Raw genomic sequence first — 12,968 nt, forward strand, 5'->3', positions numbered from 1 at the left:
ATAATTAGAGAAGGAGGACACTATGAACAAGTATAAAAAGTATATAGTAGTTTTAGTATTATGTTTAACCGTGTTATCTGGATGTAATTTACCCGGTTTGAAAAATAGTAATTCAGATGACGACGTTAAAATTACAAGTTTAGGTACTAGTGAATCACAAATTATTTCACATATGATGAGATTACTTATTGAACATGACACACATGGTAAAATCAAACCTACTTTAATTAATAATTTAGGATCTAGCGTCATACAACATAATGCAGTGGCAAGTGGTCAAGCAAATATGTCAGGTACTCGTTATACCGGTACAGATTTAACAGGTGCACTTAATGAAAAGCCAATTAAAGATCCTAAAAAAGCAATGAAAGCTACACAAAAAGGCTTTGAAGAGAAATATCATCAAAAGTTCTTTAATTCATATGGGTTTGCTAATTCGTATTCTCTTATAGTGACAAAAGAGACAGCTAAAAAATACCATTTAAACACGGTCTCAGATTTGAAAAAACATGCCAAAGATCTACGTGTAGGTATGGACAGCTCTTGGAAAGATAGAAAAGGAGATGGCTACCCTGCATTCAAGAAGGAGTATGGCTTCGACTTTGGTACAGTAAGACCAATGCAAATTGGTTTAGTTTATGATGCATTGAATTCAGGAAAATTGGACGTTGCGGTGGGGTACTCAACAGATGGACGTATCGCAGCTTATGACTTAAAGGTATTAAAAGACGACAAAAAATTCTTCCCTCCATACGATGCAAGTCCACTCGCAACTGATCAACTATTGAAAGAACACCCAGAACTAAAACCGATATTAAAGAAAATGGAAGGCAAAATTTCAACTAAACAAATGCAAAAATTAAACTATCAAGCTGATGGTAAAGGTGAAGAGCCCGCTACAGTAGCTGAAAAATTCTTAAAGAAACATAATTATTTTGAAGATGATAATTCTAAGAAGAAAGGTGGTCAAAATAATGAAAGGTAATTTACTTCAACAGTTGGGACATTATTATCAAACGAACTTTGGCTACCTTTGGGAATTATTTGTTAATCACTTACTTATGTCAGTTTATGGTGTGATATTTGCTTCAATTGTTGGTATACCACTTGGAATACTTATTGCGCGTTTCGGTAAATTATCAACGCCAATAATGACACTTGCTAATATTATTCAAACGGTACCAGTAATCGCGATGTTAGCCATCTTAATGTTAAGTATGGGACTCGGTATGAATACAGTTATATTTACTGTGTTTTTATACGCACTTTTACCTATTATCAAGAATACTTATACCGGCATAAATGGTGTAGACGCGAACATTAAAGATGCTGGTAAAGGAATGGGAATGACACGTAATCAGGTACTTCGAATGATAGAATTGCCATTATCATTGTCTGTAATCATAGGTGGTATACGCATTGCACTTGTGGTTGCTATTGGTGTAGTGGCTATTGGTTCATTTATTGGTGCGCCTACATTAGGTGATATAGTTATTCGTGGTACAAACGCAACTGATGGTACATTATATATTCTTGCTGGTGCAATTCCGATTGTAATTATTGTCGTACTTATTGATGTAATTTTACGTTTGCTTGAGAAGAAGTTGGACCCTGCAAATTAATATTTCGGGAGGAACAAGATTATGGCACTTTTACAACTTAATTATTTATCTAAAACGATTGGAGCACACCATTCTCTAAATGTGATACTTCCAGAAGATGAGAGCTTTTTTGATACAAATCGAGAAGCCAAACCTTTAAAATCTATGCTAGTGCTACATGGACTATCAAGCGACGCCAACTCTTATATTAGATATACAAGTATTGAGCGATATGCAAATGATCATCAACTTGCAATTATCATGCCTAATGCAGATCATAGTTTCTATACTAATATGGTTTATGGCCATAGTTATTACGACTATATTTTGGAAGTGCATGACTATGTCCATCAAATTCTACCATTATCTAAGAAGAGAGAAGATAATTTTATAGCTGGTCATTCAATGGGAGGCTACGGTACGTCTAAATATGCTTTAACACAAAGCCAACGATTCTCTAAAGCAGCAATGTTATCTGCTGCATTCAATGTTTCATTACTTAGAGAGTATGAGTATTATGACTTTTGTCCAGAAGCCATTGTTGGTGAAAATGAGGACATCAAAGGTACACCTTTCGATCCTTATTACTTAGTTGATAAAGCTGTTACTAATAATGTAGACTTACCTGAATTATTAATCATGTGTGGCACTGAAGATGCATTATATCAAGATAACTTAGACTTTATTAGATATTTAAATGAAAAGGGTGTGAACTACCACTTTGAGAAAAGTTCAGGTGATCATGATTATGCCTATTGGGATAAGGCAATTAAACAAGTCATCGAGACCTTTACACGTGGATAGTACGTTTAGTGTGAAAAGTTAGATTGTAATCTTTAATGAAGAAAGTTCTAAGACATTTCAAAGTGAAGTGATCTTAGAGCTTTTATTATGAGAGTAATTATTCAATATTGAAGTGACCTGAAATGTTTAGTTTAGTATTTTAAATAGTTTACTTATATATCTATGTAATTTGCATAATAAAATAAAAAACATCTACCTTGGTTGCGTTAAAATCTCACAACGGGTAGATGTTTCTTATATATTACGATTGACTTTTACCTTTATTTCCATGGCATTGGAATATGTAAGTGTAATAAGTCGAATTTTTAATTAATGAGCCAATAATAGATGCTAAGATCAATCCAGTTACTGCAACTGCAGCAATCGTGATAATTGATTTAATTGGACTATTGAATCCGAATAGTACAATTGCACCTGCCATAGGTGTTGCCATACCAGTGACACCTATTTTTAATCCGCTGAATGCGATGATACAAGCGTTCACCATACCGATAATTGCATTCGTTCCGTATAAGACGGGAGCGTATTTTACGATTAAATCAATTTGTGTCAATGGTTCGATAAATACTGCAAATCGATTTGGTTTGTCGCCAATTTTTAGGATATTAAATAACGTAAAGTTAACAAATGATGCGCCAGTACATACAATTGCGCCAATTGCCATTGGTAAACCTGTTAGTCCTAAAATACTTGCAAGTACCATTGAACTTAATGGTGTCATACTTGTAACTGGGATGATGAGTCCTAAGATAATAGCTAAGGCATATGGACTGCTATCACCAACTGAGTTTACAGCTTTCGCAATTTGATTTAATACTGCAGTTACGCTAGGATTAATCAATGATGCTAAACCGTATACGAGCGCTGGAGCTATAAATATAACGACGATTAAGTCTAAGCCTTCTGGAACTTTCTTTTCAATAAATTTAATCACAAATGCTGTGAGGTATGCTGCGATAAATGCAGGTAGTAAGCTAAAGTCCTTTAATACTAACCCTACGATAACTGAGAATACAGGTGAAACACCTAAATTAATACATGCAAGGATACCCACTGCAATCCCGCCAAGACTTCCTGCAAGGTCACCAATCTCCTGTAGGAATTTAATATGGAAAATGCCTCCAATAGCGTAACTTAAGAAAGCCTGTGGTAGAAATGTTGCACAAGCAGCCCCTGACAGTGCTTGTAGACCTTCCTTACCATAAGGTGCAAACTTTAAGAACAATGTCATAATGATTAAAACTACGACTAATGTTCCTACTCCTAATAATATATTCATTTTTCTGACCCCTTTAGTATAAATCTAAATATGTTTCCCAAAACATTTCATAATTGTAACACAGTTAATAGAATTAAAATTAAATTACATTTAAGTATTAATACGAATTTAATATTTTTGAAAATTCGAAAGTGCAACAATAATGTAAAATTAGTTGTGCAGCATTTTAGAAAAATAAAAATTAACAGTATCTCAGGGAGAAAGATGTCATACTTTTTTCTGAAAATTGGCATTAATTTATAGAGAATTTCATGTATAATGGCTAATAACATAGACATAGGAGATATACATATTATGATGAAAAACAAACTCACGATTAAAGAAAATATTTTTATTGGATCGATGTTATTTGGCTTATTCTTTGGTGCCGGTAACTTAATCTTCCCAATTCATTTAGGGCAGACTGCCGGCGCTCATGTGTTTACTGCTAATTTAGGATTTTTAATCACAGCGATAGGATTACCATTTCTAGGTATTATTGCCATTGGTGTGTCTAAAACGAACGGGATTTTCGAAATTTCCTCAAGAGTAAGTAAAATATATGCGTATTTATTTACGATTGGTTTATATCTTGTGATTGGGCCATTTTTCGCATTACCAAGGTTAGCGACAACGTCATATGAAATTGCATTCTCGCCTTTTATTTCGCCAGTCCAAGCTAAATTTGTGCTACCAATATTTAGTATTTTATTCTTCTTGGTTGCATGGTTCTTTGCTAGAAAGCCTTCAAAAATTTTAGATTATATAGGTAAATTCTTAAATCCTGTATTTTTAGTTTTACTTGGTATTGTAGTGTTACTTGCGTTTATTCATCCTATGGGAGGCGTGAGTCATGCGCCAGTGAGTGCGCAGTATAAAGAAGGTGCTCTACTTAAAGGATTTATTGATGGTTACAATACTTTAGACGCTTTAGCATCTCTAGCATTCGGTATTATTATCGTTACAACAATTAAGAAACTAGGAGTCACTCATCCTAACACAATAGCTAAAGAGACATTTAAGTCAGGTACGATTAGTATCGTAGGTATGGGACTTATTTATAGCTTGCTAGCCATTATGGGTACGATGAGTTTAGGTAATTTTAAAGTTAGTGAAAATGGAGGCATCGCACTCGCACAAATCGCTCAACATTATCTAGGTGACTACGGTATCATAGTGCTTTCACTTATTATTGTTGTGGCATGTTTGAAAACAGCTATTGGTTTAATTACAGCATTTTCAGAAACATTTACTGAGCTCTTTCCTAAACAGAAATACATTATGTTCGCGACAGTAGTCAGTGTATTAGCATGTATATTTGCGAATGTTGGTTTAACCAAGACTATTATGTATTCAACACCAGTACTGATGTTTATCTATCCACTCGCAATTACATTAATTCTGCTGACTTTAGCAAGTCCATTATTCAATCATTCTAAAATTGTGTATCGATTTACAACATTCTTTACAATGATTGCTGCATTTATCGATGGCGTAAAAGCGAGTCCTGAATTCTTCGTGAAGACAAGTTTCGCTCGTTTTATTATTTCTTTAGGTGAAAAGTATTTACCATTCTTTACGATAGGAATGGGTTGGATTATTCCAGCATTGATTGGGTTCATTATCGGATTGATAGTGTTTAAAGTTCGAGGAAGTAAGCAACCACAATCATAATAAAGTTAATTAAATTGAAAAGCTATGTTCATCACACGAATGAAAGATGAACATAGCTTTTTTTCTACCATAATACAATATGGTGCTATTATGGAACTTCATTTTCCGAAATGAAATCTTTCTAAGAATAAATTAATACTTGTGCGATGAGTAGACCTCCACCGAAGACAAGCACGAAAGCGACCACAGGCCAGACGAACTTCAACCAATGGGAGTAGCGCATGTTAAGCATCTGCAAGGTTGCCATGACGAGCCCTGTTGGTGCAAGGAATAACATCGCATATTGTCCAAATTGATAAGTGGTAACAATAACGAATCTAGGTATGCCAACTGTATCGGCAAGTGGTGCGAATATTGGCATAGATAGTACGGCTAAACCAGATGATGACGGTACGATAAAACCTAGGAAGAAGAAAATGACTAATAGTACGATAATAAATAATGGGCCACTCATATGTTGCACGATGGAAGATGAGAAGTGCAAAATCGTGTCTGAGATTAACCCTTTATTTAACACTAAGTTGATACCGCGTGCTAGACCGATGATGAGTGACACTCCGACAAGACTTGATGCGCCATTAACAAATGCATCTACAGTACCTTTCTCTCCTAGACCATATCTGCCCATGCCTGCAATAAACATAATAATAATAGTAAATATTAGGAATGCAGATGCCATAACTGGGAACCACCAGCCTTGAGTCATAACGCCCCATACCATGATAGGGAAGGGTATAACGAACAAGGTGAGGATGATTTTCTTACGTAATGTAAATTCTGATGAACTGTTTTGATCCATCACTGACCATTGTTTCTCAAATTCAGCTTTGTCTTCATATGCGTATGACGCTTTAGGTTCTTGCTTAATTTTTTTGCAATACCAATAGAGATAACAAACAACGAATATCGTTCCGACGACACATGCACCTATTCTCCAGTACAACCCGTCTGTAAATGTGGTTCCTGCTGCGTTAGACGCGATGACTACTGAGAAAGGATTAATCGTTGAAAATGTACTACCAATAGAACTTGCTAAAAAGATGGCTCCCACAGACACGATGGAGTCATATCCTAGTGCGATGAAAATGGGAACGAGTACAGGATAAAAGGCGACAGCTTCTTCCTCGATGCCACAAAGCGTACCTCCAAGAACCATTAAAATAGCGACGAAAGCAATTAACATGAATTCATGACCTTTGGTCTTTTGAGTTAAAGCAAGTAAACCGGATTCGAACGAACCACTTGCCTGGACTACGCCGATAAGTCCACCTAATACAAGTATGAATACCATAATATCTACAGCTTCTATGGTACCTTTAACCATACTACTCGTTATTTGATCGAGCCCTGCAGGATGTTGTTTTAAACGCTCGTACGTATTTGGAATTGAAACAGGTTTATTAATCGCGCCAGATTTAAATTGTTCAATTTTAATTTTTACGCCCATCTTATCAAGCTCTTTTTGAGTTCCTGGGACTTTTTTAACATGATGATGTGGATTGACGATTTTTAATTCCTGTGAAGCGGGTTCGTACGATAATTTTGAATAGGCTCCTGCAGGAATAAGCCATGTTGCTATTACAGCAACAACAGTTAATAAGAATAGAATCATAAATGCCCCGGGCATCCGCAACTTGAATCGCTTTTTCTTTTTATCTGGTTTGATAGCATCTTCCAATTGAGTCATCTCCTTTATAATCTAATAACCGAGAATCATGAAGATTATGTTTATTTATCAAGAATAATTGATTAAACTTTCATTAAATAAGTGCACCCTGTTTCATTTGGGGAGTGGAGGGATGCAGGGTGCACCATTTTGTCAGTATTCATCATGAAAATTGCATATATAATAGTTAAATGATGTTAGTTTCTAGTACAACTTAAGATATTATTTTTTGATAAGTGTACCAATTTTACCTTCAAGTGCGTTGTCTAATTGATCTAGTGAAGTAATTAAAACGCTACCTTTAGGATTATTCTTAATAAATGAAATGGCCGATTCTATTTTGGGAAGCATGCTACCTTTAGCAAATTGATCCTCTTTAATATAAGCTTCCAATTCTTCAGGTGTTACCGTTTTGAGGGCTTTTTGATTGTCAGTGTTATAGTTAACGTAAACATAGTCAATAGCTGTCAAAATAATTAATTGATCACAGTTAATATCTGCGCCAAGGAGAGCACTTGTTTTGTCCTTGTCTATGACCGCATCAACGCCTTTAAAGCTATCGTGTTGTTCACGAATGACTGGTACGCCACCGCCTCCTGCTGCAATAACAAGTGTGCCATTCTCGATTAAAGTTTTGATACTTTCTAATTCAACAATGGACTTAGGTTGAGGTGAAGGGACCACACGTCTGTAGCCACGACCGGCGTCTTCAATGAAGCTATAATGTTTTTCTTTTTCAATACGTTCAGCAGTCTCTTTATCATAAAAGAGACCAATGGGTTTTGTAGGATGACTAAAGGCTTTATCATCTGGATCAACTTCAACTTGCGTCACTAGTGTAACCACTTGTTTGTCTATGCCCAACACATGTAATTCATTTTGCAAACTTTCTTGGAGTTGATAGCCTATATACGCTTGACTCATTGCACCACATTCTGCGAAAGGGAAGGCAGGACCTTGATCATGTTCAGCCGCGTAGTTTAATCCTAAATTGATGCTACCGACTTGAGGACCATTACCATGACTAATAACAATTTCATGCCCTTTAGTTATGAGTCCGACGAGTGATTTAGCAGTGTTTTTTACTAATTCGAGTTGTTCTTTTGGCGATTGACCTAACGCATTACCGCCTAATGCTACAACAATTTTTGCCACTTGAATAACCTCCTGTCTGTCTTAGAATTCACCTAAAGTAGCAACCATAACTGCTTTTATTGTGTGCATTCTATTTTCAGCTTCTTGGAATACTACAGACGCTTTACTTTCAAATACCTCATCTGTAACTTCCATTTCACTTATGCCGTATTGTTCATAAATCTGTTTGCCGATTTTAGTGTCAGTATTGTGGAATGAAGGTAGACAATGTTCAAAAATCACATTTGGATTGCCTGTTTTATCCATTAATTCTTTGTTTACACGGTATGGTTCTAATAATTTAAGACGCTCTTGCCATACCTCGTCCGGTTCACCCATAGATACCCATACATCTGTATAGATAACGTCAGAGTCTTTAACCCCTTTATCGATATCATCTGTAATAAGGATGTTGCCTCCATTCTCATCGGCGATACGTTTGCAACGGTTAAGTAATTCATCAGTAGGATTTAATTCTTGCGGACAAACAAGGTGGAAATTCATGCCCATGATAGCAGCGCCTTGCATTAATGCGTTTGCAACATTATTACGGCCATCACCGACATAAGTGAAGTTGATTTCGGAGTAGTCTTTCTTCAATACTTCTTTAGCAGTTAAGAAATCTGCAAGGACTTGCGTTGGGTGGTCTTCATCAGTTAAGCCATTCCATACTGGCACTCCTGAAAATTCAGCCAACGTTTCAACTGTACGTTGTGAGAAGCCTCGGTACTCAATACCATCGTACATGCCTCCTAGAACTCTTGCGGTATCTTTAGCAGTTTCTTTTTTACCCATTTGAGAGCCTGTAGGGCCTAAATACGTAACATTAGCTCCTTGATCATGAGCTGCGACTTCAAATGAACAACGTGTTCTTGTAGAGTCTTTTTCAAAAAGAAGAGCAATATTTTTATTTTTAAGCATAGGTTTTTCATTACCTATGTATTTGGCATGTTTCAAATCTTCAGCAAGATTTAATAGAAACTCCACCTCTTTCTGTGAAAAATCTAATAAAGTAAGAAAACTTCTGTTGCGTAAATTTTGCATTCTTTACAACTCCTTAAATTTGATTTCAAGGTCATTGTAAGCGTTAACTAATTAATATCAATAAAATTAAAAAGTTGTCATTTTTTATTAATAAATAATTGAAAAGTTTTTTAAAATTTTATGTAATTTATGAAAAATTTGAATAAAAGGAGTATGTTTGTGGTATATCTGTTTTTAGATTGACGAATTTTTAAAGAATATCATAATTATTTAAATATGATTTTCTTAATTTTAAAAAGTAAAAAAATCGTAGATAATAACATGAATTGTTAGCTTTTAAGTCATTAAAATTTAAGATAGACGTCAGTCTATTTAATAAGATTGTGACGCAAAATATTAATAAACTTTTAAAAACGTTTGGCACGTTTGGTTTTCTAGAAAAAGGGCATATGACACTATTGATAGAAAAAATACTTTAGAAAGATTCGGGCATATTAAATTTGAGGGGGAATTTCTCATGAAGATTTATAGGTTAGATTATCAACATCATAAAGATATTGTAGATGACAATGTGTTAACTGTATTTGTAGCGGCTAAAAATAAGAGTGAAGTAGAGGCATTTGCTAAAAAGTTAAGTTATTCTATTGAAACAATTACTAAATTAACGCATAAAGAATTTGAGGAACAAAAAGCTGAAATCGAGCATTATAAACTTGAACATGCTGATCAATATTTAGATTAAATTGTTTATGGGGGAGAAACGTTATGGCTAATAAGCAATTCGAAACATTAACGGAAATCGCAAATGGTTTATATGTAACACCTACATCAGAATTGCCATTTGATAAACGTTTCCGTTTTAAATCATTTTTACTTCAACGTTCAGAAGGTAATGTAATGATTTATCATTCTGGTAGAATTGATGAGGCTGCAAAGGATATACAAGAATTAGGTGGCGTTGATAAAGTATTAATGAATCATCAACATGAATCGTTAGGTGGAGAGACAAATTTTGATGCACCTTACTATATTCACGAAGATGATAAACAGGACGTTACCGATACCCTTCAAGTTACTGGTACATTTAAAGAACGGCAACATTTACATGAAGATTTAGAGGTGATACCTGTCCCTGGACACACACCTGGAACGACATTATATTTGTGGGATAATGGCGAGCATCGCTATTTATTCACTGGTGACTTCTTATGCTACGAAGGTGATGAATGGCGAACTGTAATACTTCCTTCAAGTGACAGAGAGGCTTCGATTAAGAGTCTTGAATTGATTCGGGATCTGGACTTTGACGCACTTGTACCATGGGTGTCAATTGAAGGTGATTCACCTGTGTTCTTTGTTGAAGATGACGAGGATAAAAAACAACGTGTACAAAAAATTATCGACCGTGTAAGTGACGGGGAAAATACTTAAAACATGATAGTAAATTGAAAGGTATATCTGGCTGAATGTTGGATGTACCTTTTTAAAATTAAAAATTTATAATGTTTCATTTCACTGCGATAGAGATATACAAATGTTGAGGTGAAGCAACTTGCAAAATTCTAAACATCAAAATCATAAAGTAAACTGGGGATTAATCAGTGCAGCCTATGCATTTCTTATTGTGATGATGGGGACGACATTACCTACACCACTCTATCCAATTTATAGTAAAGTATATGATTTATCACCATTAATGATTACAATCATTTACGCTGTCTATGCTGCTGGTGTGATTGGAGGATTACTCGTATTTGGTCAATTGTCAGACCGCATAGGACGCCGTTATGTACTTATTCCAGGAGTGATTTTATCTGCAATCAGTGCGCTAGTGTTCTTATTTGCTACCAATGTAGGTTTATTACTTGCTGGACGAGTGATTTCCGGACTGTCAGCGGGACTTTTTACAAGTACAGCAACGACAACGATTGTTAATTTAGCTGCTGATGATAAAAAGGGCAGAGCCTCTACAATTGCAAGTAGCGTGAATATGCTTGGTTTAGGCTTTGGTCCATTGCTATGTGGCATACTCGCACAATATCTTCCATATGCGATGCGTTTAATCTTTATCGTTGATTTTATTCTTATCATTCCGGCATTTATTGGAATATGGTTTATGCCAGAGCCTGTTAAGAATAAACAAAAATTTAAAATTGAAGTTCAAAAGTTGAGTGTACCGTCAGACATTCGCTCTACATTTATTTATGCTGTTATTCCTGTATTCGTAGGATTTTCAATGCTTGGTTTATTTACTGCGATTTCACCAAACTTTTTAGGAGACATATTGAACATTACAAATAAAGCAGTCATAGGTGTCATGGTATTCTTGATATTCTGTGCATCTACGCTAGGCCAATTATTGTTTAAAAGTAAATCTGATTATCACATATTGATGTTAGGTAGTGGCACATTAATTGTAGGCGTAATATTAGTAGGTTTATCTATTCAATTTGAATCATTCTTAATTTTATTTATTGGAGCTATCATTTCTGGATTTGGACAAGCATTCAGTTTCCGAGCTGGATTGTCCACAGTGAATGCCGTAGCACCTGAAGACAAACAAGCCGAAATTACATCCACTTTCTTTACCATTGCCTATATAGCTATTTCAATACCAGTTGTAGGTGTAGGGTTATTAGAACTAGGATTAGGCATCAAACTTGCAGGTATTGTGTTTAGTATCATAATCGTGATACTTGCGATACTTTCTTTAATTCTTCTACTAGCTAATAAGAAAAAATCAAATTCTTAAAGTAATTAGAATGGAAATCTCTATTTATTTAAGTAGAGATTTCCATTTTTATTTTTGACATTAAAGTATGGTTTAATGATAAGTTTCAAGTATCAAATTGGTAGGGGGGACTAAAAATGAAAATTAGTGAAGTTTCATCTATGTTGAAAATACCAAAGTCCATGATTAGATACTATGAAGAAAAAGAAATAATTAATATTCCTAGAGATGAAAATAATTATAGATATTTTGATGAGGAAACTATATCGTACTTGAAACTAATTATTGATTTAAAGCGATTGAATTTACAATTAAAAGATATAGCATATGTAATAAATCTTTTTAAAAAACCTGTTTCTAAGGACTGTAATAACAAAACGCTGAATTACCTAGATGATCTTATAAAACAAATCAAAATAGATATTAATCGTCAAAACACAATTTTAAATCGATTGGAATCAGTTAAAGATTTATCAAAAGATATGAATTATGAAAAAAATAAGAGTTTGATTTTAAATAAACTTTCAGGGGTGGAAGAAATTGATTAGTCTAATATATGGTGGAAATCAAAAAGGTGTTGGCTTTGATATCTATAATAAGTTAAAAGAGGAGCTTTGTAATAAAAAATTAGAAATTTTCAATTTACAGGAGATGGTTGGCGACATTCCTATTTTATCCGAAGGCTATAATTCAGAAATAAGCGAAGCTCAGTTTCGAAATACTGAAATAATAGATAATAGTAATATGTTGATTTTTATTTACCCTATCTATTGGTTGAATGTGCCTATGCTATTGAAAGGTTTTATTGATAGTACCTTTTGGCCTAATAAAGCATTTAGTTTTAATAATAAACAATACTTTAAAAGAGGATTATGGAAAGATAAAGATGCAATAGTTATATATACTATTGGAGGTTCAGAGTGGTTTCATAAGTTTAAAGGACATCTAGGTTATAAAGTTATTAAATATCCATTAAATCTCGTTGGAATTTACAATATTAAAAGATTTTATATAGATAATTTAAATAAATCGAATGCTCAAAGTATAAGTAATAAAGTTGAAAAAATCGTAAATCAAGTAACGAAGTTAGTTGATTAAAATTATTTTTCTTAGTAA

The 12,968-nt window shown here is 34.4% G+C and carries 12 protein-coding genes and 1 pseudogene; 9 read left to right on the top strand and 4 right to left on the bottom strand.

All coding sequences use genetic code 11. The features are described from left to right. Positions 1-22: 22 nt before the first annotated feature. From HMPREF2642_RS02505 to HMPREF2642_RS02515, 3 genes are read left to right on the top strand one after another with little or no spacing between them, the layout of a single operon-like run. On the top strand, positions 23-985 hold the full coding sequence (locus tag HMPREF2642_RS02505; RefSeq protein ID WP_023350901.1) for an osmoprotectant ABC transporter substrate-binding protein: 963 nt from the start codon (positions 23-25) through the stop codon (positions 983-985). Beyond that, positions 975-1,622, top strand: a complete 648-nt coding sequence (locus HMPREF2642_RS02510; RefSeq protein ID WP_002454286.1) for an ABC transporter permease — start codon at positions 975-977, stop codon at positions 1,620-1,622. The genes HMPREF2642_RS02505 and HMPREF2642_RS02510 overlap by 11 nt, the downstream gene beginning before the upstream one ends. 21 nt (positions 1,623-1,643) lie before the next feature. Beyond that, a complete protein-coding gene (locus tag HMPREF2642_RS02515) occupies positions 1,644-2,405 on the top strand; it encodes an alpha/beta hydrolase (protein ID WP_023350903.1) in 762 nt (253 codons plus the stop codon). A 260-nt stretch (positions 2,406-2,665) separates the two neighbouring features. Here the strand turns inward: HMPREF2642_RS02515 and HMPREF2642_RS02520 are convergent. Beyond that, positions 2,666-3,684, bottom strand: a pseudogene (locus HMPREF2642_RS02520) (PTS sugar transporter subunit IIC). Positions 3,685-3,978: 294 nt separating this feature from the next. Between HMPREF2642_RS02520 and brnQ the strand changes: the two are divergent. Continuing rightward, positions 3,979-5,337, top strand: a complete 1,359-nt coding sequence (brnQ, locus tag HMPREF2642_RS02525; protein WP_070597639.1) for a branched-chain amino acid transport system II carrier protein — start codon at positions 3,979-3,981, stop codon at positions 5,335-5,337. Positions 5,338-5,458: 121 nt separating this feature from the next. Here the strand turns inward: brnQ and HMPREF2642_RS02530 are convergent, their stop codons facing one another. The 3 genes from HMPREF2642_RS02530 to argF form a co-directional block, all read right to left on the bottom strand. Further along, on the bottom strand, positions 5,459-7,024 hold the full coding sequence (locus tag HMPREF2642_RS02530) for a YfcC family protein (protein ID WP_002454282.1): 1,566 nt from the start codon (positions 7,022-7,024) through the stop codon (positions 5,459-5,461). Positions 7,025-7,225: 201 nt separating this feature from the next. After that, complete coding sequence (gene arcC / locus HMPREF2642_RS02535) at positions 7,226-8,158, bottom strand: carbamate kinase (RefSeq protein WP_030063354.1); 933 nt, start codon at positions 8,156-8,158, stop codon at positions 7,226-7,228. A gap of 21 nt (positions 8,159-8,179) precedes the next feature. Then, positions 8,180-9,181: an ornithine carbamoyltransferase gene (gene argF, locus HMPREF2642_RS02540; RefSeq protein WP_002469853.1), complete on the bottom strand. Its 1,002-nt coding sequence runs from the start codon at positions 9,179-9,181 to the stop codon at positions 8,180-8,182. A gap of 457 nt (positions 9,182-9,638) precedes the next feature. On the opposite strand from argF, the gene HMPREF2642_RS02545 reads away from it, so the two are divergent. The 5 genes from HMPREF2642_RS02545 (at position 9,639) to HMPREF2642_RS02565 (ending at position 12,950) form a co-directional block, all read left to right on the top strand. Next, positions 9,639-9,863 carry a hypothetical protein gene (locus tag HMPREF2642_RS02545; RefSeq protein WP_002435040.1) on the top strand — a complete coding sequence of 75 codons (225 nt, stop codon included), beginning with the start codon at positions 9,639-9,641 and terminating at the stop codon, positions 9,861-9,863. Between the two features lie 23 nt (positions 9,864-9,886). Continuing rightward, entirely contained in the window at positions 9,887-10,552 is a 666-nt protein-coding gene (locus HMPREF2642_RS02550) for an MBL fold metallo-hydrolase (protein ID WP_030063359.1), read from the top strand. Between the two features lie 121 nt (positions 10,553-10,673). Continuing rightward, positions 10,674-11,873: an MFS transporter gene (locus HMPREF2642_RS02555; RefSeq protein WP_064212292.1), complete on the top strand. Its 1,200-nt coding sequence runs from the start codon at positions 10,674-10,676 to the stop codon at positions 11,871-11,873. Positions 11,874-11,989: 116 nt separating this feature from the next. Continuing rightward, positions 11,990-12,400, top strand: coding sequence for a MerR family transcriptional regulator (locus HMPREF2642_RS02560; protein WP_002434957.1), 411 nt, complete (start codon positions 11,990-11,992; stop codon positions 12,398-12,400). Then, the gene (locus HMPREF2642_RS02565; RefSeq protein WP_030063535.1) at positions 12,393-12,950 is read left to right on the top strand and encodes an NAD(P)H-dependent oxidoreductase; all 558 of its coding nucleotides are present in this window, start codon (positions 12,393-12,395) and stop codon (positions 12,948-12,950) included. The genes HMPREF2642_RS02560 and HMPREF2642_RS02565 overlap by 8 nt, the downstream gene beginning before the upstream one ends. The last annotated feature ends 18 nt before the right edge of the window (positions 12,951-12,968 follow it).

The organism is Staphylococcus sp. HMSC055A09 (genome assembly GCF_001809655.1).
Lineage (GTDB): Bacteria > Bacillota > Bacilli > Staphylococcales > Staphylococcaceae > Staphylococcus > Staphylococcus capitis.